29 protein-coding genes are annotated in these 25275 nt (G+C 72.0%); 10 read left to right on the top strand and 19 right to left on the bottom strand.

Annotated elements, in window-relative coordinates:
• Positions 1 to 37: 37 nt before the first annotated feature.
• Genes NAMU_RS14065 through NAMU_RS14055 form a run of 3 tightly spaced genes read right to left on the bottom strand, consistent with a single transcriptional unit; the run spans position 38 to position 1307 of the window.
• Complete coding sequence (locus NAMU_RS14065) at positions 38 to 484, bottom strand: SRPBCC family protein (protein WP_015748072.1); 447 nt, start codon at positions 482 to 484, stop codon at positions 38 to 40.
• An 11-nt stretch (positions 485 to 495) separates the two neighbouring features.
• Positions 496 to 852: an ArsR/SmtB family transcription factor gene (locus NAMU_RS14060; RefSeq protein ID WP_015748071.1), complete on the bottom strand. Its 357-nt coding sequence runs from the start codon at positions 850 to 852 to the stop codon at positions 496 to 498.
• Positions 849 to 1307: an SRPBCC family protein gene (locus NAMU_RS14055; RefSeq protein ID WP_015748070.1), complete on the bottom strand. Its 459-nt coding sequence runs from the start codon at positions 1305 to 1307 to the stop codon at positions 849 to 851. The genes NAMU_RS14060 and NAMU_RS14055 overlap by 4 nt, the downstream gene beginning before the upstream one ends.
• Before the next feature lie 100 nt (positions 1308 to 1407).
• Between NAMU_RS14055 and NAMU_RS14050 the strand changes: the two genes are divergently transcribed.
• Entirely contained in the window at positions 1408 to 2259 is an 852-nt protein-coding gene (locus NAMU_RS14050; protein ID WP_015748069.1) for an HAD hydrolase family protein, read from the top strand.
• 20 nt (positions 2260 to 2279) lie between these two features.
• Positions 2280 to 3254, top strand: coding sequence for a hypothetical protein (locus tag NAMU_RS14045; RefSeq protein ID WP_015748068.1), 975 nt, complete (start codon positions 2280 to 2282; stop codon positions 3252 to 3254).
• Between the two features lie 4 nt (positions 3255 to 3258).
• Here NAMU_RS14045 and NAMU_RS14040 read toward each other — a convergent pair whose 3' ends face one another.
• The 4 genes from NAMU_RS14040 to NAMU_RS27465 are packed head-to-tail and all read right to left on the bottom strand — an operon-like array spanning position 3259 to position 7707.
• The gene (locus tag NAMU_RS14040) at positions 3259 to 3708 is read right to left on the bottom strand and encodes a YbjN domain-containing protein (RefSeq protein WP_041368951.1); all 450 of its coding nucleotides are present in this window, start codon (positions 3706 to 3708) and stop codon (positions 3259 to 3261) included.
• Positions 3708 to 5357 carry a tetratricopeptide repeat protein gene (locus tag NAMU_RS14035; protein WP_015748067.1) on the bottom strand — a complete coding sequence of 550 codons (1650 nt, stop codon included), beginning with the start codon at positions 5355 to 5357 and terminating at the stop codon, positions 3708 to 3710. The genes NAMU_RS14040 and NAMU_RS14035 overlap by 1 nt, the downstream gene beginning before the upstream one ends.
• Positions 5354 to 6046 carry a hypothetical protein gene (locus NAMU_RS14030; protein ID WP_015748066.1) on the bottom strand — a complete coding sequence of 231 codons (693 nt, stop codon included), beginning with the start codon at positions 6044 to 6046 and terminating at the stop codon, positions 5354 to 5356. Before NAMU_RS14030 ends, NAMU_RS14035 begins: the two co-directional genes overlap by 4 nt.
• Positions 6043 to 7707: a peptidoglycan-binding domain-containing protein gene (locus NAMU_RS27465; protein WP_015748065.1), complete on the bottom strand. Its 1665-nt coding sequence runs from the start codon at positions 7705 to 7707 to the stop codon at positions 6043 to 6045. The genes NAMU_RS14030 and NAMU_RS27465 overlap by 4 nt, the downstream gene beginning before the upstream one ends.
• 104 nt (positions 7708 to 7811) lie before the next feature.
• Between NAMU_RS27465 and NAMU_RS14020 the strand changes: the two genes are divergently transcribed.
• On the top strand, positions 7812 to 8255 hold the full coding sequence (locus NAMU_RS14020) for a GNAT family acetyltransferase (RefSeq protein WP_138180727.1): 444 nt from the start codon (positions 7812 to 7814) through the stop codon (positions 8253 to 8255).
• A gap of 17 nt (positions 8256 to 8272) precedes the next feature.
• Here NAMU_RS14020 and NAMU_RS14015 read toward each other — a convergent pair whose 3' ends face one another.
• A complete protein-coding gene (locus tag NAMU_RS14015) occupies positions 8273 to 9511 on the bottom strand; it encodes an IS110 family RNA-guided transposase (RefSeq protein WP_015748063.1) in 1239 nt (412 codons plus the stop codon).
• Positions 9512 to 9747: 236 nt separating this feature from the next.
• Here NAMU_RS14015 and NAMU_RS14010 point away from each other — a divergent pair, with 236 nt between their 5' ends.
• Positions 9748 to 10542, top strand: coding sequence for a class I SAM-dependent methyltransferase (locus NAMU_RS14010; RefSeq protein WP_015748062.1), 795 nt, complete (start codon positions 9748 to 9750; stop codon positions 10540 to 10542).
• On the opposite strand, the gene NAMU_RS14005 is transcribed toward NAMU_RS14010, so the two are convergent.
• Complete coding sequence (locus NAMU_RS14005; RefSeq protein WP_015748061.1) at positions 10523 to 11797, bottom strand: M23 family metallopeptidase; 1275 nt, start codon at positions 11795 to 11797, stop codon at positions 10523 to 10525. The two genes, NAMU_RS14010 and NAMU_RS14005, sit on opposite strands and share 20 nt — an antisense overlap.
• A gap of 80 nt (positions 11798 to 11877) precedes the next feature.
• Between NAMU_RS14005 and NAMU_RS14000 the strand changes: the two genes are divergently transcribed.
• Positions 11878 to 12111: a hypothetical protein gene (locus NAMU_RS14000; RefSeq protein ID WP_041368943.1), complete on the top strand. Its 234-nt coding sequence runs from the start codon at positions 11878 to 11880 to the stop codon at positions 12109 to 12111.
• 85 nt (positions 12112 to 12196) lie between these two features.
• Entirely contained in the window at positions 12197 to 13336 is a 1140-nt protein-coding gene (locus tag NAMU_RS13995; protein WP_015748059.1) for an MFS transporter, read from the top strand.
• A gap of 14 nt (positions 13337 to 13350) precedes the next feature.
• On the opposite strand, the gene NAMU_RS13990 is transcribed toward NAMU_RS13995, so the two are convergent.
• The 5 genes from NAMU_RS13990 to NAMU_RS13975 form a co-directional block, all read right to left on the bottom strand.
• Positions 13351 to 13890 (bottom strand): metallophosphoesterase family protein, encoded by a 540-nt coding sequence (locus tag NAMU_RS13990; protein ID WP_015748058.1) that lies wholly within the window; start codon positions 13888 to 13890, stop codon positions 13351 to 13353.
• Complete coding sequence (locus NAMU_RS13985; protein WP_015748057.1) at positions 13883 to 14767, bottom strand: DUF5996 family protein; 885 nt, start codon at positions 14765 to 14767, stop codon at positions 13883 to 13885. The genes NAMU_RS13990 and NAMU_RS13985 overlap by 8 nt, the downstream gene beginning before the upstream one ends.
• A gap of 94 nt (positions 14768 to 14861) precedes the next feature.
• Positions 14862 to 15011, bottom strand: a complete 150-nt coding sequence (locus NAMU_RS30005) for a hypothetical protein (protein ID WP_015748056.1) — start codon at positions 15009 to 15011, stop codon at positions 14862 to 14864.
• A gap of 111 nt (positions 15012 to 15122) precedes the next feature.
• Positions 15123 to 15329, bottom strand: a complete 207-nt coding sequence (locus NAMU_RS13980; RefSeq protein WP_015748055.1) for a DUF6186 family protein — start codon at positions 15327 to 15329, stop codon at positions 15123 to 15125.
• On the bottom strand, positions 15320 to 15682 hold the full coding sequence (locus tag NAMU_RS13975; RefSeq protein WP_041368941.1) for a hypothetical protein: 363 nt from the start codon (positions 15680 to 15682) through the stop codon (positions 15320 to 15322). The genes NAMU_RS13980 and NAMU_RS13975 overlap by 10 nt, the downstream gene beginning before the upstream one ends.
• A gap of 145 nt (positions 15683 to 15827) precedes the next feature.
• Here NAMU_RS13975 and NAMU_RS13970 point away from each other — a divergent pair, with 145 nt between their 5' ends.
• From NAMU_RS13970 to NAMU_RS13955, 4 genes are read left to right on the top strand one after another with little or no spacing between them, the layout of a single operon-like run.
• Positions 15828 to 16247 carry a VOC family protein gene (locus tag NAMU_RS13970; RefSeq protein ID WP_015748053.1) on the top strand — a complete coding sequence of 140 codons (420 nt, stop codon included), beginning with the start codon at positions 15828 to 15830 and terminating at the stop codon, positions 16245 to 16247.
• Positions 16248 to 16302: 55 nt separating this feature from the next.
• Positions 16303 to 17310: a 1-aminocyclopropane-1-carboxylate deaminase gene (locus NAMU_RS13965; protein ID WP_015748052.1), complete on the top strand. Its 1008-nt coding sequence runs from the start codon at positions 16303 to 16305 to the stop codon at positions 17308 to 17310.
• Positions 17307 to 17729 carry a VOC family protein gene (locus NAMU_RS13960; protein ID WP_015748051.1) on the top strand — a complete coding sequence of 141 codons (423 nt, stop codon included), beginning with the start codon at positions 17307 to 17309 and terminating at the stop codon, positions 17727 to 17729. The genes NAMU_RS13965 and NAMU_RS13960 overlap by 4 nt, the downstream gene beginning before the upstream one ends.
• Entirely contained in the window at positions 17729 to 19114 is a 1386-nt protein-coding gene (locus tag NAMU_RS13955; protein WP_015748050.1) for a metal-dependent hydrolase family protein, read from the top strand. The genes NAMU_RS13960 and NAMU_RS13955 overlap by 1 nt, the downstream gene beginning before the upstream one ends.
• 674 nt (positions 19115 to 19788) lie before the next feature.
• Here NAMU_RS13955 and NAMU_RS13945 read toward each other — a convergent pair.
• The 5 genes from NAMU_RS13945 to NAMU_RS13925 form a co-directional block, all read right to left on the bottom strand.
• Positions 19789 to 22104 carry a M28 family peptidase gene (locus tag NAMU_RS13945; protein WP_015748048.1) on the bottom strand — a complete coding sequence of 772 codons (2316 nt, stop codon included), beginning with the start codon at positions 22102 to 22104 and terminating at the stop codon, positions 19789 to 19791.
• Positions 22105 to 22193: 89 nt separating this feature from the next.
• Complete coding sequence (locus NAMU_RS13940; RefSeq protein WP_015748047.1) at positions 22194 to 23156, bottom strand: NAD(P)-dependent alcohol dehydrogenase; 963 nt, start codon at positions 23154 to 23156, stop codon at positions 22194 to 22196.
• 49 nt (positions 23157 to 23205) lie between these two features.
• On the bottom strand, positions 23206 to 23427 hold the full coding sequence (locus tag NAMU_RS13935) for a helix-turn-helix transcriptional regulator (RefSeq protein WP_015748046.1): 222 nt from the start codon (positions 23425 to 23427) through the stop codon (positions 23206 to 23208).
• The gene (locus tag NAMU_RS13930; RefSeq protein ID WP_015748045.1) at positions 23421 to 23858 is read right to left on the bottom strand and encodes a hypothetical protein; all 438 of its coding nucleotides are present in this window, start codon (positions 23856 to 23858) and stop codon (positions 23421 to 23423) included. The genes NAMU_RS13935 and NAMU_RS13930 overlap by 7 nt, the downstream gene beginning before the upstream one ends.
• Positions 23859 to 23978: 120 nt before the next feature.
• Complete coding sequence (locus NAMU_RS13925) at positions 23979 to 25037, bottom strand: extracellular catalytic domain type 1 short-chain-length polyhydroxyalkanoate depolymerase (protein ID WP_015748044.1); 1059 nt, start codon at positions 25035 to 25037, stop codon at positions 23979 to 23981.
• Positions 25038 to 25275 lie beyond the last annotated feature (238 nt).

Raw genomic sequence — 25275 nt, 5'->3', positions numbered from 1 at the left:
TTTCTGGTCGTATTCCGGACCCGCAGGCGCACGTCCGTCAGTGCCAGTCGCTGATCTCCACGTCCCGCGGTGCCGGGGCGCCCGCCCCGGTCTCCATCAGCGACTTCAAGCTCAGCAGGAACGTTCCCCACTTGGTGCTGCAATGGTGCATGAACTCCCCCGGTTCCTTCCAGTCGCGGTGGGTGAACAGCACGATCGTGTAGTCGCCGTCCTGGCGCAGTTCCCAGTCGACGGTGGTGCCGACCCACTCTGGCGGGCCGTCGACCACCCGCCAGGACACCCGGTGCGCCGGCTGCGCCTCGAGCACCTTCATGTCGAACCCGCCGACGGGCGGGAATCGGAAGGCCAGCACGCCACCGACGTCCGCGTCGCCGGTCGTGTCGTCGGTCCACCAGCCGGCCAGGCCGGGCACCGTGGTCAACGCCGCGTAGACCTGCTCCGCAGTCGCGTCCTTGACCCCGATCCGATGCCGGATGTCCACCATGTCGATTCCTTTCAGTCTTCGTGGTTCTGCTGGCGTTGGATCGTCTCGGCGATCCGCTTGATGCGTTGCAGGCGGGCGTCCCAGGCCGATCCGACCGACGCCAATGAGGCGACCGCGCGCGCGAGCTGCGCCTCGTCCACCCGATACCGCCGCTCCCGGCCGGCCGGGCTGGCGTGGACCAGTCCGGCCCGTTCGAGAACGGTCAGATGCTTGGCCACCGCCTGCCGGGTGACCGGAAGTTGCTGACCCAGGCTGGTGGCCGTACCGACCCCGTCGAGCAGGAGGAGGTCGAGCATCCGCCGACGGGTCGGATCACCGATGGCCGACCAGAGCTCGTCGTCCACCGGTTCGACGACCGCGGCGGTCACGACCGGGCCGCCAGGCGGGCGACGTACGGGGCCAGCCGGGGCAGGAAGTAGTCCCACCCATGCTGGTGCTCCGCGTACTGCGTCTCCAGAGTCGCCGCGTCCCAACTCATGTCGCGGAAGCCGGTCTCGGTCATCCGGAGCCTGGTGCCGCCGGTGGTGGGGGTCAGTTCGAAGGTGACCAGCAGGGAGTTGCCGACCTCGGCAGCGGTGCCGACCGGCTGCGTCCAGCGGAACGAGAACAGCCGGGGCGGCTGGGCGTCCATGACGGCGAACCCGGTCGCGCCGCCGGCGTCGGCGTCACCGAACACTATCCGGCCGTTGGATCCGGGCGTGGGCTCGTACTCGGCGTCGTCGGGCCACCACTGCCGCAGGTGCTCCGGGCTGCTGAGCACGTCGAAGACGATCTCCGGCGATGCTTCGATGAAGATCTCTCGCTCGATGCGCTCGTGCTCCATGACTGCCTCCTGCAACTAGTGGTTGCACATGAGGCTAGCGGCGCGGCCGACTTCTCGCAACCATTGGTTGCGAATTGGATCGCCGGGGTAGGTTCGCGGGGTGGGAACCGGGTCATCGACAACGCGCCGAGCGGTCTTTCTGGACTTCGACGGCACCTACGCCGACCACGGAGTGGTCCCGGACGCGCACGTCGCGGCCGTTCGCGCCGCCCGCGCGACCGGGCACCTGGTGTTCCTGTGCACCGGCCGGCCGCGGTCGATGGTGGCGCCCGAGGTGCTGGTCGAATTCGACGGCCTGGTGGCGGCGGCCGGCGGCTACGTCGAGATCGACGGGGCGGTGCTCAGCGACCAGCGGTTCCCGCCCGAACTCGGCGCCCGGCTGGTGCGCCTGCTCGACGAGCACGACGTCGCGTACCTGCTGGAGACGCCGGAGGCCGTGTACGGGCCGCCCGGCGTGGATCGCCGGCTGGCCGACCTGTTGCGCCGGCACCTGCGGGCCTCCGGCCATGAGGGTCCCCGGGACATCCTCGACGCGCTGCGCATGGCGCCCGAGCTGACCGAGGTCCGGTTCGGCAAGGTCACCTGCTTCGACTCGCCCGAGCCGGTCGCCTCGCTGGCCGCGCAGGCCGGTCCGGAGATCGGTGCGCTACCCAGTTCGATCCCGGACATGGGCGAGTCGGCCGGTGAGCTGTATCTGACCTGGGTGCACAAGGCGGTCGGCATTGAAGTCGTCGTCGCGCACCTGGGGCTGACCCGCGAGCAGGTCATCGCGGCGGGCGACGGTCTCAACGACCTGGAGATGCTCGAGTACGCCGGTGTCGGCGTGGCCATCGAGGGCAGCGACCCCCGGGTGCTGGCCGCGGCCACCCACGTCGCGGCCGGACCCCAGCAGGCGGGCCTGGCCGTGGCCTTCGCCGAGCTCGGACTGACGGGCGAGCCCGTCGTCGGCTGACCGGCCTACCCTGGGCGGTCATGACGGACTCGAACGACCCGGTCATCACGTGGCTGCTCGCCGGCGACCCGGCGATCCGCTGGCCGGTGCTCCGGGACCTGCTCCACGCGCCGGCCGCCGTCTGGCAGGGCGAACGGGCCCGGGTCGAGAACGACGGCTGGGGGGCGCGGCTGCTCGCCCACCAGGACGCGGACGGCCAATGGGCCGGCGGCTCGTTCATGCCCGCCGACTTCACCCGAGAGCTCTGGGACTCGGAGGGCCAACCCTGGACCGCGACGACGTACGCGCTCACCCAGCTGCGCGAGTTCGGGCTCGATCCGACCAGCGACCGGGCGCGACGCACGGTCGAGCTGATCGGCCGGCACTCCCGGTGGGATCACGACGGTCAGCCGTTCTGGACCGGTGAGGTCGAGGAATGCATCAACGGCCGGACCGTCGCCGACGGCGCGTACTTCGGCGTCGACGTCGGTGCGCTGGTCGATCGGCTGCTCGGCGAACAGCAGCCCGACGGCGGCTGGAACTGCGAACGCGCCAACGGCTCGACCCGGTCCTCCTTCGACACCACGATCAACGTGCTCGAGGGCTTGCTGCAGCATCAGATCGCGACCGGCGGCACCGCGCAGTCGCGCTGGGCCCGCGCCGCCGGCGAGCGATACCTGCTGGAAAGGCACTTGTTTCGCCGGTTGAGCACGGGGATGCCGGCGGACGAGACGTATCTGGAGCTGACCTACCCGAATCGGTGGCACTACGACGTGCTCCGCGGCCTGGACTACTTCCGAGCCGGCGCCGCGGTGTCCGGGGACTCGCCCGACCCGCGGCTGGGTGAGGCGGTGCAACACGTGCGCGCCCGCCGCCGCCCGGACGGCCGCTGGGCCCCGGACCGCCGGCTGCCCGGCCGGGTCTGGTTCGAGCTGGACGACGGGCCCGGACAGCCCTCCCGGTGGATCACCCTGCGCGCACTGCGGGTCCTGGCCTGGTGGGACGCCGCGGCCTGAACCCCTAAAGAGCCAGCCGTTCGAAGGCCCCGTCCACCAAGGCCCCACCGGCGACCGCGGTGAACTCGGCCAGACACCGGTCAACGGTGAGCACGTTGCTGTAGACCAGCCCACGGCACAGCTCGGGGGTCAGCTCACCCCCGTGCGAGAGGAAGATCATCGTCCGGAACAGCACCGCGCCGGTGTTCAGGTCGACCTGGAACGCCCCGGTCAGCAGCCGCCAGTTCGTCCGGGCCACCAGCTCCAGCACGGCCGCCCGGTGCTCCGCGGCCACCGTGAGCGGCAGGATCGACTCGAACGCCAGCTGCCCGAACGGGTCGTACGGGTGGGCCCGGCAGTCCCAGGCGGCATCGGTGCCGATGAAACGGGTGTCGATGCAGGGCAGCCCGTCGTACTCGCCGGGTGCGACCGGCCAGTCGTCACCGGACAGGAAGGACAGCATCTCCCGGTACATCAGCGTCCCCGTCCAGTGACCAGTGGGGTGTCAAGTGGGGTGACGAGTGAGGAGTCGAGTGGGGTGTCGAGCTCCTCGTCCAGGACCGCTCGCAAGACCCTGGCCTGCCCGAATCCCGGTTCCAGGGTCACCGCCCGCTGGGCCCACTCCCGGGCCGCCCGCAGGTCCCGCAACCCGCGCCGGGCCACGCCCATGGCGAACGCCGCCGGGGCGCTGTCCGGATGCTCCTTGACCGAGAGCTCCAGGAAATCCACCGCGCGGGCGAACCGGTCCATCGCCGAGAACGCCAGGCCCAAACACAGCGCCATGTCGATGGGTTCGCCGATCGGGAACCAGTTGTCCCACAGCTGCAGCAGGGATCGTTCGACCTCGCCGCGGGTCGCGTCGGGCGTGGTCGGCAGCACATCCAGCAGGCGCGGCAGCAGCTCGATCAGCAGGCCCGGCTCGAACCGGGACAGTCGCAGGCCGGCCAGCATCGTGTCCAGATCGGCGGCCGCGCCGCCGCCGAGCAGCGACCGGACGGTGAAGTAGTTGTCCGGGCCGGTGTCCACCAGCTGGTCCTGCACCCAGGCGGTGAACCGTTCCGGATCGTCCAGTCCGCCGTCGCGACCGGCGCGGACGAAGGCCGCCACCACCAGGCTGCGGGCCGGCTCCCGGGGCAGCACCGCCACCCCGCCCCTCTCGCGGACCACGCGGGCCAGCAGGTCGAAGTTGACCATCAGCGAAAACCCGTTCCCGTGCGGTACCACGGAGGGGGCCGGCTGCGAACACAGCTCCACCGGGCGGCAATGGCCCTTGTCGGCGACCAGCATGCAGGTCGCCCCCGTCGTCAGCTCGGACACGAAGTCCAGGCAACGCAACCCGCCGGTCGGCACGAGAACGGCGGTGTCATCCAGGGTGTCGGCGTAGAACTGCAGGACGCCGGACAGCTCCGGGGGAACCACCGGGCCGTCCGCGAGGTCCCAGGTCAACTCGCCCAGGGCGGACGCCGGGGCGCCTGGGGGCAGGTCGGGAAGGGTGACCCGGCATTCGTGCAGCTCGCCACCGCAGACCGCGTAGCTGTCGTGGCGCAGCGTGTCGAAGACGTAGTTGGCGATACCGACGACCGGCCCGTCCAGCGACCCGGCGTCCAGGGTGCGCCCGGAGGCCAGCAGCTCCAACGGGCCCGGCCGGTCCGCGTCCAGGACGGCGAAGTCGATCAGGCCCTGGTCCACCAACGGATGGAACGAGGGGTGCGCGGCCCACCCGGCGACCCGGTCGGCGCAGAAATCGGTGGCCACATAGGTGAAATCCAGCCCAGGGGCGAGCGCGCGCAGCGCCCGCACCAGTAGGAAGGCGAAACGCCCCGAGCCGGCACCGAATTCGACCAGGTGGGGCCGGCCCGAGCCGGCCGGCACGCTGCGCAGGAACTCGACGACGAGCCGGGCGTAGGTGGCGGCGATACGGGGATTGCCGGTGATGCCGTGCGGCACCATCGCGGTGCCCCACAGGGTTTGGGCCTGCTGCTGGTAGAACTGCCGCTGACGATCCCACAGACCCGAGTCGGCCAGCCGGCGGGCCGAGCCGGGCGAACCGCCCCCCAGCAGCGAGGCGATCGACTTGCCGGCCGGGGCCGCGGCCGGGGTTGGTGTCGTCATGGTCACGGTCATTCGCTCATCCATCCCCACTCGACCGGGCGGAGCACCCCGTCGCCCCGGACATCCAGTTCGGCTCCCCCGACGCTCACGGTCAGATAGCCGCCGTCGGGCACGCCGGGCACACCCAGGTCCTCGGTCAGCGGCAGCGCCCAACCCGGGCCGATCTCGGCCCCGGCCTCGCCGGCGTCCTGACCCGACGGCACCGTCCGGGACGCGGTGTCGGCCAACCCGCCGTCCTCGTCGAACACCGCGGCCTCCACGGTCAATTCGGCGGACCGCAGGGTCATCGGGTCGTCGCCGACGTGCCCCAACCGCACCTGCGACGGGTGGCCGGTCACCGTCAGTTCGATGGCGGCCACCGGGCTCTGGGCCAGATCCTCCAGCAGCGCGCGCACCAGCTCGGCCAACGCCGCGACCGCGGCCGGCGGGTCGTCGCTCACCGTCACATCGGGCAGGTCGTCGGCCGAGATCCGCTCGACGACCCGGCCGGGCCGGCGGGGTCCGCTCGCCGGGGGTGGTGCGCCCGCGTCGCGGGCGGCCTGCAGCGCCGCCGTCAGGTCGGCGCGCTCGGCGGCCGACAGGGTCCGCCGGAACCGGCCCACCCGGTGCCCGGCCGTCTGCCAGGCCGATGCGGTGCCGTCGGCGGCGATCTCGACTCCGGCGAAGCGGCCGGGGGCGGTGCTGCTGTAGGTGAGCCTCATCGGCGCTCCGGCCTCCACTTGTCGGCCTTGCCGGTCTGCATCGCCCATTCCCGGGCCAGCAGATCGACGAAGGGCTGGATGTGCCGGGGTTCGATCGGGTGCTCGTGCGCCGGCGCGGCCTTGCCCCCGCCCCCCTTGGCCGGGGTGGTCTCCATGGTGCCCATCAGGCTCTTGTTCGAGTACAGGAACGGGGTGACGCAGGCCGACAGGTTGGCCTGAAAGCCCGTGACACCCTTGTCGCTGAAAGCCTTCTGGATGTCGGTGTAGACCGAGGCGCCGGCGTTGGCCTTGCCGTACTCCTGGGCGACGAAGCGGGAGAAACCGCCCTGTTTGGTGCCCAGCTTGGGCGTGATGACCGCGGCCAGACTGGTGCCCCAACCCGGGTCGTCGGTCGCAGCCGGGGCGGCGATCTTGTCGGTCAACGGGAGCTGAGCCTTGATGTCGCCGGCCAGCTTGGTGGCGTCGGCGGCCAGCCCTGCGGTGTTGCCCACGGCTGGTTCCTCACCGGTCACCTGCAGATAGTGCTCTTCGATCCGGTTGTACTCGTCGGCCAAGCCGATCAGGTGGCCGAACTCGTGCGGCGCCATCGAGCGGCGCTTGTCCACGGTGTACCAGGTGCCGGAGTCCGATCGGCTCTGCCCGCGGTCCTTCTTGGGCAGCTTCGGGTCGAACTGGAACACGTCGACGTCGTGCCCGGGACCGCGTTTGGCCTCGAAATTGAGGTCCATCGACTTCTTCTTGGGGTCGCTGTCGTTGACCGCCTTGAAGGTGCTCCAGATCTCCTTGATGTCGGCCAGCCATTGGCCGATCCGGGTGTCGACGTTCTTGTGCTTCTTGTGGAAGGTGATGCCCAGGGTGATGGCCAGTGCGGTCTTGGACAGCTTCCAGTCGTAGCCGGCCCGCAGGCCGACGTTCTTGACCCCCTCAACCTCCTCCAGCCAGTCGAACTCGACGTGCCCCTGGCTGGCCGCCCCGGCCGTCTCCAACTTGGTCCAGGTGGCCGGGTCGGCGATGCCGGTGGCCGCGACCGGGATGGTGCCCTGGAAGGTCTTGAGGCCGGCGTCGGTCTTGGGTCCGAAGATGCCGTCCACCAGGAGTTTCGCGCCGGCCACCCCACTGTTGTTCAGGCGTTCCTGCAGCTCCTTGACCGCGACGCCCTTGGCCCCCACCTGCAGCTGGGCGTGCGTGCCGGCGGCCGGGTTCGACGGGACCTGGGTGGCGCCGGGGCCGTCGACGACCGTCTCGGTGGCGCTGATGACCACCGAAGGGGCCCGGGTCTTGAGCTGGGTGTGGGTGATCCCGTCGACGATCCCGTCCTCGGTCACCCCGGCGACGCCCTCGGCGATCAGTTTCTTCTGGAACGCCTTGGTCGCCGTGGTGGTGGCCGCGTCGAAGCGGCCGGTGATGGCCAGCCGCGGACTGGCCCCGACGTGGTTGAGCTGCTGCTGGATGATGCCGATGTCGTTGGTCGGCCCATCGCCCTCCTTGACCCGCTGCACGTTCAGGGCCCGCACGTACTCGGTGACCACCCGGTTGCCGACCTGCCGTTGCAGTTGGGCGATCCGGTGCTCCGGCGCCCGCGGTCGCCCAGCCGCCGGCGAATCGGCGCGGCGGGGGTCGGAGGAGCGCGAGTGGGGGGCGCCGCGGGCCCGGTCGACCATCGGTCCACGGTAGGTCCGCTCGGGTGACCGGCGCACCGGCCGAGCGGCAATGCTGCCCGAAAGGGAACCCGGTCATGCCCGATGCTGTCAGCATGCCCAACCGCATGCAGATCCGTCCGTTCGCGATCGCCGACACCGACCCGGTGATCGACCTGTGGCACCGGTGCGGCCTGACCCGGCCCTGGAACGATCCGCACCGCGACATCGCCCGCAAGCTGACCGTGCAGCCGGAGCTGTTCCTGGTCGGCGAGCTCGACGACCGGATCGTGGCCAGTGCGATGGCCGGGTACGACGGCCACCGCGGCTGGGTCAACTATCTGGCCGTCGATCCGGACCGCCGGCGCGCCGGGCTGGCCGGCACGCTGATGGCCGTCATCGAGGCCGACCTGCGCGCGCGGGGGTGCCCCAAGCTCTCGTTGCAGGTACGGGCGGGCAACGAGCAGGCGCTCGGGTTCTACCGGTCGCTGGGGTACGCCGACGACCGGACGGTGGTGCTGGGCAAGCGACTGATCAGTGACGGAGCGGACCGGCCGGAGGAGAACCGATGACACCCTCTGTGTCAACCTCAGGCCGCAAGTTGCCCGCTGTTGATCTTGTTCGCGTTGCCGTGCCTGGCCGGGTCGTAAGGCTGCCGGTCGAGCCAGCAGCGGTAGATCACGCGCACCCAGGCGCGGGCCAGGACCCGGACGGCGTGCGGGTGGTCGTGCCCGCGTTGGATAGCTCTGCGGTAGACCTCGGCGGCCCACGGGCTTTGGTGGCGACTGTTGTCGGCGAACGTGGTCATCGCTTTGCGGAACCTTTTGTTGCAGGCCCAGCGGAAATGCACGGCATGATATTTACCGGACGCTTTGGTGACCGGGGTCAGGCCGGCCAACGCCGCGACGGCGTCGGGCGAGTCGTAGGCTTGGCGGGAGTCGCCCCACTCGGCGAGCACCTGGGCGGCGTTGATCTGACCCGACCTTGGCAGCGACGTGAAGATCGCGGCGTCCGGGTGCTCCCCGAGGTGGGCGGTCACCGACCGGTCCAGGTCCTTGCGGACCGCGCCGAGGGTGCGCAGCACGGCCACCAGCGCGAGCACGGCGTCCCGGACGGCCTCGACCAGGTCGGGGTCGGTGGTGCCGGCCGGCGCAGCCCGCAGCCGGGTCAGCAGCTCCGCGGCCGGGCGGCGACCGGAGTAGCCGTGCTTGACGCAGAACGCGGCCATGCGCTTCTCGCCGAGGCCGGCGGCGTGTTTGGCGGTCGGGTACCGGGTCAGGAACTCCAACGCGATCGGCGACTCGATATCGGCGAAAACCTTGGTGGCGCCGGGCCAGTGGGCATCGAGCAGGGCGGTCAGCTGGTTCGTCGCGGCGGTCCGCATGGCCACGATGTCGTCTCGGGTGCGCACGACCGTCCGAACCGCCTTGGTCTGCGCGGTGAACGGGGTGGCCGGCCGCAGCCGGTGCGACCGCAACCGCAGGTACTCGGCGATGACGGCGGCGTCGCCGGCGTCGGACTTGGCGCCGGAGAGCACCTCACCGTCCCGCCAGGTCTTGATCGCGTTCGGGCTGACCGGCACCACCGGGTAGCCGGCCTCGAGCAGCGCGTCGACAAGCCGGCCGTCGGGCCGTTCGATCGCGACCGTGACCTGCATCGGGTCGTCGGCCAACCGGCCCAGACGCGCGAGCAGGGTCGCGAAACCGTCGGCGGTGTGCTCGATCGTGAACTCGGCGGTGATCCTTCCGGTGGCGTTCTGCACGCAGACGGCGTGCGTTTCGGCGGCCCAGTCGATACCGACGTAGAAATCGCATTCAGGCAGGGACAACTCAAGAACTCCTCACAGCGGCAGCGACGACTCGGCGAGGAGGCCGATTACCGGGCGGTCACTGACTGGCGCTCTGCGGCGCGTCCCTCTGTTGCCGGTTTACAGCCCCGCGAGAACCGGGGGCGGCAGTGTCATCGTGGCCGTCGAACGGCGACCGACGAAGGCCGTCACCCCGGCTCCCGCCGAGTCCCTACAACGAGCACCCTCTCAGGGCCCGCATCAAGGAGTGTTCACCAGTGACCGATTGGGACGGGGCCGGCTACGAGCGGATCAGCGGCCTGCAGCGCCGGCTGGCCCGGGCCACGCTCGGGCAGCTGTCGTTGGCCGGCGACGAGCGGGTGCTCGACGTGGGCTGCGGAGACGGGTACATCACCCGGGCGATCGCGGCCCGGCTCCCCGGCGGCTCGGTGCTCGGGCTGGATGCCTCGCCGCGGATGATCGCGGCCGCCCGCTCGCACGCCGACCCGCCCGGCGCCCGGGTCGCGTTCGAGGTCGGCGACGTGCTCGGATTGACCGCCGTCGACGAGTTCGACGTGGTGGTCTCGTTCAACGCCCTGCACTGGGTGGCCGACCAGGTCGCGGCCCTCACCGCGATCGGCCGGGCCACCCGGCCGGCCGGGCGGGTGGTCGTCCAGCAGGTCTGCGCCGGCCCGCGCCGCAGCCTGGAGGCGACCGCGATGGCGGTGTGCCACACCCAGGCGTGGTCGGCCTTCTTCTCCGGCTTCGGGGCGCCGTTCGTGCATGTCGACCCGCGGCGGTACGCCGATCTCGCGGCAGCCGCCGGACTGCGGGTGACCGATCAACAGGTGGAGGACATCCGGTGGGATTTCGGCTCGCGGGCGGCGTTTACCGACTGGTGCACCGTCGGTTTCGCCGACTGGACCGGGCGGTTGCCGCCGGATCGGGTGGCCGACTGGGTGCAGGCGGTGGTCGAGGCGTACCAGCAGCAGGTCGGCGAGCCCGGCGTCTTCCGGTTCCTGCAGCTGCGGGCGGAACTCGTGCCGTCGACGATCAGGGGCTCGGGAACGTGACCACGTCCCGGCCCAGCGGCAGCTCGTCGGTCCGCGGCCCGGCGGTGGCCGGGTCGAGGACGACCGGGGTGGTGGCCGGATCGGTGGCCATCAGCTCGTCCAGGGCCGGACCGCGACCGGTGACGGTGAAGCTGTCGAACACGTATGGCAGTCCGTCCGCGGCCAACGCCGAAGGCCGGTCCATCAGCTGGAAGTGCAGGTGCGACCCGGTCGAGCTGCCCGAGTTGCCGGTTCGGCCGATCACCTGGCCCTTGGTGACCCGGTCCCCGGCCTGCACGCTCACCGAGCCCGGTTTGAGGTGGGCGTAGAAGGCGTAGACGCCGTCGGCCAGCTGGAGGATGACGTGGTTGCCGTCGGCCTCCTCGATGGTGACCGGCGTCGGCGCCTGCGGCGTCTGGTCGGGCAGTCCGTCCTGGGCGATCGTCACCTTGGCGTCGGCGACGGCCAGCACCGGCTGGTCATAGGTCGGCCAGCTCTCGTTCTTGGACCGGTCGCCGACGGCCAGGTAACCCTGGTCGTTGATCTTGTTGAAGTCGATGGCGAACCGTTGGGAGACCCATAGCTGGTTGGTGATCGGCTGGGCCGTCCGCCGGTGCGGTCCGTCGCAGCAGCTACCGACGGCGAACCAGCCGGTGCCCGCCAGCGGGGCACCGATCACCGTCGGCGCATCGACGTCGACGTCGGCCGGCGCCCCGGTCGAGGTGATCGTCTCGGGCACCGGGAGCCCGGGCGGCACGGTGACCGTGAGCTCATGGTCGATCCGGGCCGGCACCGCGGACGGGTCGGCCAGGGGCACGTCGAACCAGATGACCCCGGTGGTGGCCGTGGCCAGCTCGGTGGTCGGCTGGGACCCGCTGGTCAGCAACGACATCGACGCGGTGAGCGGATCGCCGGACAGGGTCTGCAGGACCGTCCCGGAATCGGCGTCGCGAACGACCGCCCGGGTCACCGTGGCCGGGATGGGGAAGGCGTTGGTCAGCCGGAGTTCGTAGACCAGGTGAACCTGACCGTCGGTGCCGCGGAACCAGCGGGGGGTGGACATCACGTCCATCACCACCGGGGTGAACTGCTCGGGGGCATCGGTCCGGGTCGGGGCGTCGGCCCCGGCGGTGGCCGAGGGCGAGACCGACGACGGGGGCGGCGAACTGGAGGCGGAACCGCCGGAACCGCCGGAGCAGGCGGTCAGGGCGAGCAGGACCACCGCGCCCAGGGCAAGGCCACCGGCCGGTGCCGTTCTCGGTCGGCGACGCTGCATGCGCACTCCCGTCTCTGGCGATGTCGGCGCAGGATCGGTCGATTGTGCCCGGACCGGGCGGCCGTGGGTACCGTGGGTGCATGGCCATCGTCTGGGTCGCGGTCCTGACGGTGCTGCTGTTCGTCCTGGTGCCGGCCGGGCTGTGGGCGATCGGCCGCCGGTCTCGGGGCCGCGCGGCCGGCGGTGCCGTCAGCGGTCCGTTCGAGGAGATCTGGCATCCGGCCGCGCACCGGGCCCGGATTCAGATTCAGGTCCAGGACCAGCGGATCGCGCCCGACCTGTTGCCCGGCGACCCGCCGTCCGCGTCCGGCTGACGCCCGGCTGACTCGGCGGGCCGGGGCGGGACCGCTCGGGCGCTCGCGCCGGGAGCGCCGTAGCCTCTTGCCGTCGGGAGGGTTGATGCTGCGCAGTCCTGGAATGCCCGCGCTCATCGCCATGAGCCTGCTGGGGTTCACGTCCTTCTTCCTCACCCTGTCCGCGTTGCCGCTGTGGGCGGTGGATCAGGGCGTGCCGGAGGCGCTGGCCGGGCTCGTCACCACGGTGATGCTGGTCGCCACCGTCGGCTGCCAGGTGCTGGTCCCGGCCGCGGTACGGCTGATCGGTCAGCCGGCCACCCTGGCGGTCGGCCTGTTCGCCCTGGGTGCGCCCACTCCCCTGCTGCTGCTCAGCGACCAGCTCGGCTGGTTGCTGGCCGTCTCGGCGGTGCGCGGGCTGGGCTTTGCGATCCTGACCGTGCTCACCCCGCTGGTGGCCACCCAGATCGCCCCGCCCGGCAGTCACGGCCGGGCCATCGGGCTGTACGGGCTGGCCGTCGCGGTGCCGAACGTGGCCGCGGTGCCGTTGGCGGTGGCGCTCACCGACGCCGGACATTTCCCGGTGGTCGCCGGGCTGGGGGCGGTGCCGGTGCTGGCGATCCCGCTGGTGCGCCGGTTTCCGCCGCCGCCGCCCGCCCGGCCCCGCCAGGCCGGCCGGGCCCGGCTGCCGGTGGCCTCGTTGGCCGGCATCCTGGGCCTGCTGCTGGCCCTGACCCTGTCCGGCGGCGGCATTTTCGCGATCGTGCCGGTGCAGCTGAACGAGTCGGGGGCGGTGGTGACCTGGGCCTTGCTGCTGCTGGGGGTGACCTCCGCGCTGGCCCGCTGGCGGGCCGGCAGCCTGGCCGACCGGGCCGGCCCGGCCCGGCTGCTGCCGGCGTGCGCGGTGGTCGGCGTCCTCGGGTTGGGGTTGTTGGGCTGGGGGGCCGCCGGGACCGGCGCTGGGCCGGGTGCCCTGGTCGTGCTCGGCGCGGCGATCTTCGGACTGGCCTACGGCGGCGCCCAGAACCTGACCCTGCTGCTGAGTTTCGATCTGGCCGGCCCCGACCGGCGAACCCCGGCGAGTGCCGCCTGGAACGCGACGTACGACGCCGGGACGGCGATCGGCGCCCTGCTGATCGGGGCCGTGGCCGCCGGGTCGAGTCTGACCGTGGCCATGCTCGGCTGCGCCGGTCTGGTCGTGGTGACGGCGGTGGTCGCCGTCGTCTCGGCGCGCGGCCGGGCCTGAGGCACGGGCGTCCGTCACCCCGACCGGTGGCCGGACGCCGGTCGGGGCGGGAGCCGGTGCAGGGTGACCTCGGTCAGGGCGGCGTCCCCGACCCGGGCGGTCAGGTACGTGCAGAACGGTTGCCGCCGGCGGTCGGTCGGCGAACCCGGATTGAGCAGCCGCAGCCCGCTGGGCGAGACCGTGTCCCACGGAATGTGGCTGTGGCCGAAGATCAGCAGATCGGTGTCGGGGAAGGCCTGCTCGGCCCGGCGTTCCCGTCCGTCCCGGCCGCCGGTCTCGTGCACGACCGCCACCCGCAGGCCGCCCAGGCTCACCCGCGCGACCTCGGGCAACCGCCGGCGCAGCTCCGGGCCGTCGTTGTTGCCCCACACCCCGACCAGCCGACGGCTGCGGGCCTCGACCTGGTTCAGCAGGGCCGGGGTGACCCAGTCCCCGGCGTGGATCACCACGTCGGCCGCCTCGATGGCCGCCCAGAGCGGGGCGGGCAGATCACGGGCCCGGTTCGGAACGTGGGTGTCGGCCACCACGACCAGCTCGAGGGTGCCCTCAGGCATCGGGCCATCGACCGAGCTGGACCGACGCGGTGAAGGCCGACCGCAGGAACTCCAGCAGCACGGCGTCCGGGTCGTCGGCCTGCCGCACCGCCGCATAGGGCAGGACGAACTCACCGAGGTCTGGGTCGAAGCGGGCCTGGTCCGGTCGGATCGGGTAGTCCCGGTACCCGGGGGGTTCCGGGTAGGCGTAGGCGTAGAAGGCGCCCTCGTCGGCGCCACCCGGCCAGTACCCGCAGGAGGCCAATTCACGGTTGTAGGCCTCGTGCATGACCCGGTCGGGACAGTTCGGAACACCGCCGGGATGCTCGGGCGCGGGCCGTCCGGAGAACCGGGTAACGGCGAGATCGAAGGCGCCCCAAAAGAAGTGGACCGGGCTGCATTTGCCGGTGAATTCACCGCGGAACTGTTGCAGGACCCGCTGGGTGCTGACCAGGGACACCCAGAAGCGGTGCATCGCGTCAGGATCGTAGCTGCGGTGCACGGAGTCGTCGGCGAACGGGATGGCCACCGGCAACTCGACCGGCCGCGGCATGATGGCCACCCGGATGCCCAGGTCGGCCAGCACTGCGGTGAAGCGCCGGTAGAACTCGGCCACACTCATCGGCTCTAGCGCGAACCGTTCGGTGCGGCCCAGCGTGGTGCGCACGACGAGCTCGTGCCCGACGAAGTCGAATTCGATCTCGACCCCGAGGTTCTGGTAGGGCATCAGGCTCGTCGTCAGGCCGGTGGCGTTCACGTAGAACGGGACCTGCCACCAGTGGTTCTCCGGTGCGGCCAGCGCCAGGCGGACCTTGCCGACGATCTGGGTCCACAGGTGCACCGTGTCCCGGGTCGGGGCCCAGGCGGCCACCGGCAGTTCCGGCCATGGTTGCGTCATCGGATCGCCTCCCCCGCGGCCGCTTCCGGCGCGCGATGGGAGGAGTCTTCCCGATCCGGGCGTCAAGCACCCGCCCGGGTCGGGGTGCGCGCGATCAGCGCAGGGAACCCAGCTGGCGCTGGGCGGCGACCAGCAGCTCGGTGCGCATGCTGTCCGACGGCGCCTCGGCGATCGCCTTGTTGATCAAACGGCGCGACCGGCGCTCCTCGTAGCGCTGCGCCATCGACTTCCGGTTCGTCCTCATCGTGTTGCTCCTTCGAATGCACGAGTCGTTTTTCGACCCACTAGTAACGACGTCGTGACCCGTGCGAAAGATGCCCGAAACAACTGTGAAGCCACTCACCCGGTCGCCGGATCACGCTGATCGGACCAGGAAATGCCACCCCATCCACCACCAGACGACGAGCACGATGACCCGGCCCAGGCGTCGCCGGGTCGCCGCATCCGCCATCTCGGAGACGCGGGCCACGGCCGTGGGCCGGCGGTGCGAGAGCAGCATCAGCAACGCCAGCGCGATCCCGATCAGCAGGTAGCCGGCCAGGAACACCTGCTTCACGCCCATCGCCGGACCAGTGCCGTGCCGGCAGCGAGCCAGAGCAGGTAGCCGAGGAACCGGAACCACCACTGGCCGGCGGCCAGCGGGCTGACGATCGAGCTGATCGTCGGGTAGTCCGCCCGCGGCGAGCGGAACAGGGCCATCAGCTCCCAGCCGATGCCGGCGGCCAGGACGACGGCCCACGGGGCGATCCGTCGCCAGGACGGCGCCGGCGCCGGTGGCCGGGCGGGGCGGCGCAGCGCGTACCCGCCGGCGACGACCAGCGGCAGCACCGTCGCCAGCAGGGCCGGCCAGGTGAACGGCAGGAACAGCGCGGCCACCGCCGCGTAGCCGACGATTCCCACCGCAACCCGGAGCACCCGACGAGGGTACGGGCGGCCGGACCCGGTCCGGGCCCGCGTCATACCGGACGAACGCCGGAAAATTCGCATTGTCGGACCCGATGAGTACCGTCCCCGGCGACGGTCCACCCCCGCGACCGCACCCGCGACGGAAGGAACACCGATGACGATCACCCTCAACCCCTACCTGAACTGGCGTGGCTCGGCCCGCTCGGCCATGGAGTTCTACCAGTCGGTCTTCGGCGGCGAGCTGACCGCAAGCACCTTCAAGGAGTTCGGCATGCCGGTTGCCCCCGAGGAGGAGAACCTGATCATGCACAGCCAGCTGGTCTCGCCGATCCTGACCTTGATGGGGGCCGACGTGCCCGCGGAGATGCCGTTCACCGAGAACGCCAACGGCTCGATCTCGCTGTCCGGCGGCGCGGAGGACGAGGACCAGCTCACGGGTTTCTGGCAGGGCCTGAGCGACGGGGCGACGGTCACCGCCCCGCTGGACAAGGCGCCCTGGGGGGACACCTTCGGCATGCTCACCGACAAGTTCGGCGTCAGCTGGCTGGTCAACATCGCCGGCGCCCAGGCCTGACCGCGGGCGGGTCTGGGGGTCGTGCGTCCGGGGTCACCGGACATAGAGTGCGCCGATGGCGCTGGACGACTTCCCCCGGTATCCGCTGCTGTTCGGCCCCAGCCCGGTGCACCGGCTGGACCGGCTCTCCGAGCACCTCGGCGGTCCCTCGATCTGGGCCAAACGCGAGGACGTCAACTCCGGGCTGGCCTACGGCGGCAACAAGACGCGCAAGCTCGAGTACCTGGTCCCCGACGCCCTCGCCCAGGGCGCCGACACCCTGGTCTCCATCGGCGGTGTGCAGTCCAACCACACCCGCCAGGTCGCCGCGGTCGCGGCTAAGTTGGGGCTCAAAGCTGTTCTGGTCCAGGAGAAGTGGGTCGACTGGGACGACCCGGTCAACGACCGGGTCGGCAACATCCTGCTCTCGCGGATCATGGGCGCCGACGTCCGACTCGATCCGTCCGGGTTCGGCATCGAGTTCAAGGACAGCTGGCAGCGGGCGTTGGACGATGTACGGCGCGCCGGTGGGGTGCCCTATGCGATCCCGGCCGGAGCCTCCGACCACCGGTTGGGCGGGCTCGGGTTCGCCAACTGGGCCGACGAGGTGGCCCGGCAGGAGGCCGAGTTGGGGGTTTTCTTCGACACCGTCGTCGTCTGCAGCGTGACCGGCTCCACCCAGGCCGGGATGATCGCCGGCTTCGCCGGCCAGGACCGTCCCCGCCGGGTGCTGGGCATCGATGCGTCGGCCACGATCGACCAGACCCGCGACCAGGTGGCCCGGATCGCCCGCAGCACGGCCGCGTTGATCGGCTTGGGACGCGAGCTGCGCGAGGACGAGATCACCGTCTTGGCGGGCTGGGCCGGCGACAAGTACGGCATCCCGGTGCCGTCGACCGTCGACGCGATCACCCTCACCGGACGGCTGGAGGGGATGATCATCGACCCGGTGTACGAGGGCAAGTCGATGGCCGGGCTGATCGACCTGGTCCGCCAGGGCGAGATCGACGCCGGGTCGACGGTGCTCTACGCCCACCTGGGCGGGCAGCCGGCCCTCAACGCCTACTCGGGGATCTTCGGATGACCGGCTCCCCGACCGGGACCTACCCGCAGATCCGGCAGACCGTGCTCGATTGCCCGGACGTCCGGGCGTCGGCCGAGTTCTACCGGGAGCTGTTCGGCCTGCGCTACCGCCCGGGCGACGAGCCCGGCGGCGCGGACCCGGACCCCGACTGGTTGGTGCTGCTGCATCCCGACGGCACCCGAGCCCTGGCCTTCCAACAGGTCTCGGACTTCGCGCCGCCGACCTGGCCGGACGGGCCCCGGCCGCAGATGCTGCACTTGGACACCACCGTGCCCACGGTGGCGCAGTTGCGCCGGCACCGGGAACGGGCGCTGGCCCTGGGCGCCCGCGAGCTGGCCGATCGCTCGACCGGTCCGGCCGAACCGCTGTTCGTGCTGGCCGATCCGGCCGGGCACCCGTTCTGTCTGTTCGTCGCCTGATGCCGGCCGAGCGGCCCGGCACCGTCCTGCGCGGTGGTCAGGTGCTCGACGTCGTCGCCGGGACCTGGCGCCGGGCCGACATCGGCATCGCCGACGGCGTGATCACCGATGTGATCACCCGGGTCGACGACCGGCCGGCCGAACCCGGCGGGACGGTCCGATCAGCCGCGGTGATCGACGTGACCGGCCGGTATCTGGTGCCCGGCTTGATCGACGGGCACGTGCATGTCACCGCCCTGTCGGCCGAGCTGCGCGACCTGGAGCGGCTACCCGCTTCCTACGTCCATGCGCACACCGCCCGGATCATGCGCGGCATGCTGAGCCGGGGCTTCACCAGCGTCCGCGACATGTCCGGCGCCGATCACGGGCACGCGCGCGCCCACCGCGAGGGTCTGCTGCCGGGACCACGGCTGTTCATCTGCGGGCACGCCCTGAGCCAGACCGGGGGGCACAGCGACATGCGCCTGCCCGGCGAGGACCAACCGGCGGCGTCCGGAACCAGTTGCGGCATCGGGGTGGTCGCCGACGGGGTGGACGCGGTCCGGGTCGCGGCGCGCACGGAACTGCGCAAGGGCGCCGACCACATCAAGATCATGGCCTCCGGCGGCGTGGCCTCGCCCACCGACCGAATCGACTCCACCCAGTACTCGGTGCCGGAGATCACCGCGGTGGTGCAGGAAGCTCAGGCCGCCAACCGGTACGTCGCGGCCCACGCCTACACCGCGCGGGCGATCAACCGGGCCCTACGGGCCGGCGTCCGCAGCATCGAACACGGCAACCTGCTCGACCAGGAGAGCCTGGACCTGCTCGGCGAGCACGATGCGTTCCTGGTGCCGACTCTGGTCACCTACTGGGCGCTCAAGCGGGAGGGCCCCGACCACGGCCTGTCCGCCGCGAGCTGGGCGAAGGTGGACGACGTCCTCGATCACGGCCTGGCCGCCCTCGGCCGGGCGCACCAGGCCGGGGTCAACCTGGTCTACGGGTCGGATCTGCTCGGCGGCATGCACCGGCATCAGCTGCAGGAGTTCGCGCTGCGCGCGCAGGTGCAACCGGTCATCGATGTCATCCGATCGGCGACCGTGGTCGCCGCCGAGTTGGTCGGCCGGGCCGGCACGCTGGGTGTGCTCGCTCCCGGCGCCGCCGCCGACCTGCTGGTCCTCAACGCCGATCCGCTTCTGGACGTCGACGTGCTGGTGGACCCCGACCGGCACCTGGATCTGGTCCTGCAAGCCGGGGTGGTGGTGCACCGTCGCGATCAGCGCACCGCCGACGGATCGGCCGCACCGACCTCGGTGGGTGTCGCGTCGGCATCCGCGGGCACCCCGTCGACCGGATGGTCCGAGCCCCGGTCCGGGGCGGCCGGCGGCTCCTCGTCGGCCCGGTAGTCGTCCTGGTCCTGCTGGCGTTCCTCGATGCGCTTTTTCACCCGGCCCAGACCCGGCACCGCGCCGATCAACTCGTTGAGCTCCTTGGACACATCCAGCAGATCGCGCAGGTCCGGCGCCACCGTGGCCAGCGTGTCCAGCACGGGCAGGATGTCACGGTCCAGCTTGCCGACGATCGTCGGCAGCATGTCGATCAACGAGACGACGGCGTCGATCTCCTGCGGGCTGGTGGTCGCGGCCAGCCGGGCGACCACCGGCTGCAGCGTCTGCAGGACCGGCTCGTAGGCGGCCAGGATCGGCTGCACCCGGGCGGTGAGCGCCGCCGCGTCCTCGACCACGTCGGCGGTACGCCCGACCAGGACCGCGGCGTTGCGACGGACATCGTCCACGCCGGCCTGGATCTCGTGCACCCGATCGATCGTCGCGTTGACCCGCACCGGGATCGCCTCGATCTGGCCGACCAGCACCTGAACCCGCCGGATCAGCGCCTCCACGTCGGCGACCATGGTCACCAGGCGGGGCACCAGGCCGATCGCGACCTGGGCCGCCTCGAACGACTGGGCGGCCACCCGGAGCACGTCGCCAGGTCCCGGGATGCGCATGTCGGCTCCGTTCGCGGGGGTCGACGCACCGGCGCGCCGACGACCCCACGACTGTACGGACCGGCTCGGCGGTCACAGCGTGACGGTGCGGGCCACCACGACCATCTCCGAGGTGTGGGAGCCGGCGATGCCCACCCCCTCCGGCCGCGGCGTGTACCCGGGCAGCCCGGTGAGTCCGTCCGAGCCGTCGAGCACCCGCAGGGTGGCCGGGCCGCTCGTGCCGAGCTCGAGGGTCACCTCGACACCGTCCGGCGGCGGGGCGTGGAACACCACCGACAGTCCCCCGGTCAGCTCGTCGGCCGGGACCGCCCGACCCTGCAGGCTGGCCCCGAGCACCGGGACGCCGGAGAGTCCGAGGTAGATCAGCCGGGCCGGCTGCGTGGCCGCGCGTTGCGGGGTGATCCGCAGGGTCAGGGTGCGCCGGTCTCCGGAGCTGGTGTCGGTGAGCACGCTGACCTGGGGCGCCGGCAGGTCGGCGGCCTGGGCCGGGCCGACCGTCACCGGACCGCGCACCAGGCCGAAGGTGTCGGCCGCGGACCCCGGTTGCGTCACGTACCGGCTCACCCACTCGCCCGGCCGGGTGTCGGTGCTGACCCAGGTGGCTCGCCCGGAGCCGGCATCCAGAACGTAGGCGAGTTCGGCGGGTTCGGGATGGTCGGGGTCGAAATGGTCGACCCGCAACCCGATTCCGGTGCAGATCAGGACCGCCAGCCCGGCGGCCAGGGCCGGCGCCGCCGACCATCGGCGGTGACCGGGGCCGTCCGGGGCCGGATAGAGCAGGTCGAGCACGGGCAGCAGGGCCAGGCCGAGCATGACCGCGAACAGGGCCGCGGCCGCGCCGGTGGCCAGGCCCAGGGCCGGGAAGAACAGGTAGACCGTCGGCGCCAGGATGACCACCGCCACCGCGCCGGCCACCAGCGCGGCCCCGACCCGGACCCAGAAGGCCGGCCAGAGCATCGTGGCCAGCGCCCCGAGTCCACCGGCCAGGGCCGGCCAGGCCGCCAGGTACGAGCCGCCCGGCACGGTCCCGGCCATCAGCAGAGCGAGCAGGGCCAGGACACCGAGCGCGCCGATCACCAGCGGCCTTGGGCCGATCCGGCGGCGCAGCAGGCCGAACCAGGTCAGCACGACCAGGGCGACCAGGGCCACCACCGCCGCCCGGAACCAGCCCGGCCACCACGGATCGAGCATGTTCGCGTAACCGGGCCGCAGCACCACCAGCAACGCCCAGAACCCCTGGGCCGCCAGCGGAGCCAGGACCAGCGGGATCACCGCCAGGCCCAGACCGGCCAGCAGCCGACCGGCGCCAGCCACGCCGCGCCGGATCGCCACCGCGGCGGAGGCCAGCACCGCCCCGAGGGCCAGGATCGCCAGCGGCCACACCCACCCACCCGGGTACCGGACCAGGAGCCCGAGCGCCGGGAAGTAGCTGGCGTCACCGGCCGCCGGCGCGGACAGCTCGGTCAGGTCGGCGCCGCCCAGGGCGCGGGTCAGGGCCAGCGCGTTGTCCCCCTCATGCTGCAGGCTCGCCTGGTCCATCGACGCGGGGGTGTCCTGCGGCGCGTGGTACACCCCCGACCCGTCGATGTAGGCCGAGTTGAGCCCGGTGAACCGGCCGGCGTCCAGGAACGGGGTGAAATCGGTGTTGTTGGGCAGGATCCGGTACACCTCGACGGCCAGGCTGGTGGCCACCGGCCGGTCCACCGCCGACCCGTACACCGACACGAGATCGGCGTTGCCCGGGCTGGTCTCGAACATCACCGACGGGCCGGTCGACCCCCGGGATTCGACGTTGAGAACCACGGCCCGGCCGGCGGCCAGCGGATCGTGGGCGACGAAGGATTCGGCCCCGCACAGGCAGGCCTCCTCGGCGTCGGTGAACAGCAGCACCACGTCGTTGGCCGGGGCCGGCCCGGTGGTCAGCGCCCGGGCGATCTCCAGCAGGGTGGACACCCCGGCCCCGTCGTCGTTGCCGCCGTGCGAGACCTGCACCGAGTCGTAGTGGGCCATCAGGATCAGCGTCCCGGTGGACGCCGAGCCCGGAATCCGGGCGACGACGTTGCGGGTGTCGGCCATCGCATACTGGCCGCCCAGTTCGCTGGTCGCCCCGATCCCCGCCCGCACCTGCGGGTCCAGGCCCAGCCCGGCCAGGGTGTCGACCAGGTAGTCACGGACGTCGGCGGCGGCGGCCGACCCGGCCGGGTGCAGCTGCCGGCCGATCCGGTCGACGTGGGTGAAGGCCCGGCTCGCACTGAACGTCTCGGCCGGGGCATCGGCGGCCTTGGGTGGCGGCGGCGTGACTGCCCATACGCTGCACCCGCCGAGAACGGCCAGCTCGGCCAGGGTCAGCAGGCCGGTGACCACCCGGCTCCGCGCGGAGATCTGCATCGGCCCATCGTCCGGCAGCGCGGCCCGGCCGACTGCCCGGGAATCCTCGGACCGAGGATCGGGCGGGCGCGACGGTCGGCCCTGACGGGTCAGAACGTGATGACGACCTTGCCGGCCGCGCTGCCCGACCAGGTGTAGGCCAGCGCGTCGGCCACCTCGCCGATGCCGAAGGTGCGGTCGACGACCGGCCGCAGCTCGCCCTGCTGGACCAGGGTGAGCAGCTCGGCCAGGTCGGTGGCCCGGGTGACTGCGGTCAGCGGCTTGAGCTTTTCCGGAACGAACGGCGAGACGAGCAGGGCCCGCAGCTGCCGATCGAAGCCGGCGAACAGGCCACCCTTGCCCTCCCCCCCGACCAGGACGGCGGTCCCCCGCGGCGTGAGCAGGCGCCGCAGCCCGGTCAGGCCGGTGTTGCCGGCGATGTCGATGATCACGTCCCAGCGATCCCGCGACCCGGTCAGCTGGTCGTACCCGACGACCTCCTGCGCGCCGAGAGAGGCCACCAGGTCGGCCTTCTCGGGCCGGCACATCCCGGTGACCCGGGCTCCGGCGCGGACCGCCAGGGGCACCACGTAGCTGCCCACCCCGCTGCCGGCGCCGGTGACCAGCACGCGCTGGCCGGGCCGCACGCGGCCGGTGTCCCGGACCGCGAGCAGGGCGGTCGTGCCCGACGTCGGGATCGCGGCCGCGGTGTCGAACGAGATCCCGTCGGGGATGCGGACCCAGCGCTGGCGTCGGGCCCGGGCCAGTTCGGCGTAGGCGCCCCGGACCGCGCCGACCACCGGGTCCCCCGGGCGCAGGTCGGTGACGGCGGAGCCGACGGACTCGACCACCCCGGCGGCGTCGATGCCCGGCACCGGCTGGCGGGGGCGGCGCAGCCCCATCACCGGCCGGATCAACCAGGGGACACCGCTCATCAGGTGCCGGACACCGGCGTCCACGGCCGCGGCCCGGACCCGGACCAGCACGTCGTCGGGGCCGAGGGTGGGCGGGTCGATGTCGGCGTACTCCAGGGTCTCCGGGCCGCCGTAGCGGTGTTGCACGATCGCCTTCATGGCGCGCTCCTCGGGTTGGGGATGGGTCGGGTTCGGGTCAGGAATCGGGTCAGGAATCGGGTTGGTACTGGAAGACGGCGTCGAGGCCGACGCCGAAGACGTGGGCGATGCGGAAGGCCATCTCCAGCGACGGCGAGTACCGGCCCTGCTCGATGGCGATCACCGTCTGGCGGGTGACGCCGATCCGGTCGGCCAGGTCGGCCTGGGTCATCTCGCCGGCCGCAAACCGAAGGGCGCGAATGGAGTTCGTCACCCGGGTGGGTTTCACCATGGCTGGAAGTTCTGCCGGTAGGCCGACAGCCGGGCGGCCGAGCCGAGCACGGCCGAGAGCACGAAGGCCAGGTAGATCACGTTGGCGATCCAGAAGTAGCCGGCCTCAAGCATGGCCAGGCCGAGGGCGGCCAGGCCGCCGATCACGACAAAGGCCTGCCCGACATGCTCACCGAACCGGTCGATCTCGCGATCGCGTTCGTCGGTGCGCCAGGCGGACTTGCCTTCTCGTCGGGACGAGACCGCGATGACGATCTCGGCCAGCACCGTGGCGGCGACGCTGCCGCCGACCGTCCACAACAGCGGTGCGACGTAGGCGGTCTCGGCGAGCGGCCCGCCGTCGCGGCGGGTGAGCAGGACAACGACGTACACCGTGTACGCCAGCGCACTGGCCACCATCATGACCCAGGCACGCTTCTGGCCGATCGGCATCCGGACTCCTGATGTACAGAATCTTTGACATCATCGAATGTAAAGCGTCACCGACACGATGTCAAGAATCTTTGACTTGGATCGGTCGGGGTCGTGCCCCGGATCAGTCGCGACCCCGGATCAACGGGCGGCGGGCCGGCCACTCTCGTCGGCGACAACCGGCACCATCGTGTGGGCCAGCTTGTGCCGCTGGAAGAACGCCACCATCACCTCGGCCGCCCGGGGGCCGGTGAGGTCGATGAACGAGCCTCGACGATGTCCGCCGGACCAGGCGTGGCGCAGCCCGTCCACGCGCCAGTACTCCAGCACCCGGCGCCCGCGGGCGGTGTACCAGCGGGTGCGGATGCAGCGCCGCCCGTCCACCACCAGGGCGCGGGTCGTGGCCAGCGGCCGCACCCGATCCAGCCCGGTGAGCCGCTGCGCGTCGCGCGAGGCCAGCCACTGGTCGACGATGCGGTCCGCGTTCGGCGCTCGCACCACCGGGTCGTTGGTGCCGTGGATGAGCACCACCGGGGCCATTTCGCCGCCGATCCGGTCGTGCGAGGGCAGCGAGCCGTGCGCGGCCATCGCGCCCAGCGCGCCCAAGCCCTGGGTGGCGCTGCGGTAGGCGGTGGCCGAGTGCACGCCGGCCGCCGCGATCAGGTCCGGGTAGGTGGTGGCCAGGATGAGCGACATCGCCCCGCCGGCGGACAGGCCGGCCGCGTAGACCCGGCGCCGATCGACCCGCCACAGCTCGCGTTCGGCGCTCACCTCCCGTACCAGCCCGGCCAGGATCGCCGGCTCGCCCCGGTCTCGGCCCTGGTGCTCGGACTCGTACCAGCGCCAGCACCGCTGCAGCTGGTGCTGGCGATCCTGGCGGGGCGCGACGATCAGCAGGCCGTGCGCGTCGGCCGCGGCGACAAAGCCCGACTCGATGGCGAAGTCGACCGAGCGCTGCTGACACCCGTGCAGCAGCAACAGCATCGGAGTTCGATCATGAACCGTCAATCCGGACGGAAGGTACACGTCGTACTCGCGGGCGCCCTGCTCGTTGCGAAACTGGCGGTGGATCCACCGGCCGGGGCCGGTCGGACGGGGCGGCGCGGGACGCTGCGGCCGGCCGAGCGAGGCGTCCGGCGCGGCGGACTCGGCCATCCGTCGCAGCTTCGGCAGCAGCCACTGCGGTCCCGTGCGGAGCATCCCTGTCCACCCATCTGGCATTTCGGCCGCCGCAACCCTGCTGTGCGGATATGGTTTTCGCGACCTCGCGGGGCGCACGGTGGATCACTGTCCGGCAGCATCGATGCTAGCCACCGAGGGCCGGCGCACGCGGTGGCCGCGCCCCGGCGCGTCGCCGCGCTGTGACCGGGATCTCCGGTGCCCCCCGGCACGGCGGCCGGACCGGCAAATTGCTGGCCCCGACCGTGGTTGATCGGGC

The organism is Nakamurella multipartita DSM 44233 (assembly GCF_000024365.1).
Lineage (GTDB): Bacteria > Actinomycetota > Actinomycetes > Mycobacteriales > Nakamurellaceae > Nakamurella > Nakamurella multipartita.
Note: the sequence above shows the minus strand (reverse complement) of the source record. Positions and strands in the feature narration are given on the sequence as shown.

What these genes read in the sequence shown, in the direction of transcription:
- NAMU_RS13985 (WP_015748057.1), bottom strand. Translation starts at nt 14,767, where the DNA reads ATGACGCAACCATGGCCGGAACTGCCGGTGGCCGCCTGGGCCCCGACC.
- NAMU_RS14065 (WP_015748072.1), bottom strand. Translation starts at nt 484, where the DNA reads ATGGTGGACATCCGGCATCGGATCGGGGTCAAGGACGCGACTGCGGAG.
- NAMU_RS13980 (WP_015748055.1), bottom strand. Translation starts at nt 15,329, where the DNA reads ATGGGCGTGAAGCAGGTGTTCCTGGCCGGCTACCTGCTGATCGGGATC.
- NAMU_RS13990 (WP_015748058.1), bottom strand. Translation starts at nt 13,890, where the DNA reads ATGCCTGAGGGCACCCTCGAGCTGGTCGTGGTGGCCGACACCCACGTT.
- NAMU_RS14035 (WP_015748067.1), bottom strand. Translation starts at nt 5,357, where the DNA reads ATGACCGTGACCATGACGACACCAACCCCGGCCGCGGCCCCGGCCGGC.
- NAMU_RS13970 (WP_015748053.1), top strand. Translation starts at nt 15,828, where the DNA reads ATGACGATCACCCTCAACCCCTACCTGAACTGGCGTGGCTCGGCCCGC.
- NAMU_RS14055 (WP_015748070.1), bottom strand. Translation starts at nt 1,307, where the DNA reads ATGGAGCACGAGCGCATCGAGCGAGAGATCTTCATCGAAGCATCGCCG.
- NAMU_RS14030 (WP_015748066.1), bottom strand. Translation starts at nt 6,046, where the DNA reads ATGAGGCTCACCTACAGCAGCACCGCCCCCGGCCGCTTCGCCGGAGTC.
- NAMU_RS13965 (WP_015748052.1), top strand. Translation starts at nt 16,303, where the DNA reads ATGGCGCTGGACGACTTCCCCCGGTATCCGCTGCTGTTCGGCCCCAGC.
- NAMU_RS13945 (WP_015748048.1), bottom strand. Translation starts at nt 22,104, where the DNA reads ATGCAGATCTCCGCGCGGAGCCGGGTGGTCACCGGCCTGCTGACCCTG.
- NAMU_RS14045 (WP_015748068.1), top strand. Translation starts at nt 2,280, where the DNA reads ATGACGGACTCGAACGACCCGGTCATCACGTGGCTGCTCGCCGGCGAC.
- NAMU_RS27465 (WP_015748065.1), bottom strand. Translation starts at nt 7,707, where the DNA reads ATGGTCGACCGGGCCCGCGGCGCCCCCCACTCGCGCTCCTCCGACCCC.
- NAMU_RS13935 (WP_015748046.1), bottom strand. Translation starts at nt 23,427, where the DNA reads ATGGTGAAACCCACCCGGGTGACGAACTCCATTCGCGCCCTTCGGTTT.
- NAMU_RS13960 (WP_015748051.1), top strand. Translation starts at nt 17,307, where the DNA reads ATGACCGGCTCCCCGACCGGGACCTACCCGCAGATCCGGCAGACCGTG.
- NAMU_RS14020 (WP_138180727.1), top strand. Translation starts at nt 7,812, where the DNA reads ATGCAGATCCGTCCGTTCGCGATCGCCGACACCGACCCGGTGATCGAC.
- NAMU_RS13940 (WP_015748047.1), bottom strand. Translation starts at nt 23,156, where the DNA reads ATGAAGGCGATCGTGCAACACCGCTACGGCGGCCCGGAGACCCTGGAG.
- NAMU_RS13930 (WP_015748045.1), bottom strand. Translation starts at nt 23,858, where the DNA reads ATGCCGATCGGCCAGAAGCGTGCCTGGGTCATGATGGTGGCCAGTGCG.
- NAMU_RS14040 (WP_041368951.1), bottom strand. Translation starts at nt 3,708, where the DNA reads ATGTACCGGGAGATGCTGTCCTTCCTGTCCGGTGACGACTGGCCGGTC.
- NAMU_RS30005 (WP_015748056.1), bottom strand. Translation starts at nt 15,011, where the DNA reads ATGAGGACGAACCGGAAGTCGATGGCGCAGCGCTACGAGGAGCGCCGG.
- NAMU_RS13995 (WP_015748059.1), top strand. Translation starts at nt 12,197, where the DNA reads ATGCTGCGCAGTCCTGGAATGCCCGCGCTCATCGCCATGAGCCTGCTG.
- NAMU_RS13955 (WP_015748050.1), top strand. Translation starts at nt 17,729, where the DNA reads ATGCCGGCCGAGCGGCCCGGCACCGTCCTGCGCGGTGGTCAGGTGCTC.
- NAMU_RS14000 (WP_041368943.1), top strand. Translation starts at nt 11,878, where the DNA reads ATGGCCATCGTCTGGGTCGCGGTCCTGACGGTGCTGCTGTTCGTCCTG.
- NAMU_RS14005 (WP_015748061.1), bottom strand. Translation starts at nt 11,797, where the DNA reads ATGCAGCGTCGCCGACCGAGAACGGCACCGGCCGGTGGCCTTGCCCTG.
- NAMU_RS13925 (WP_015748044.1), bottom strand. Translation starts at nt 25,037, where the DNA reads ATGCTCCGCACGGGACCGCAGTGGCTGCTGCCGAAGCTGCGACGGATG.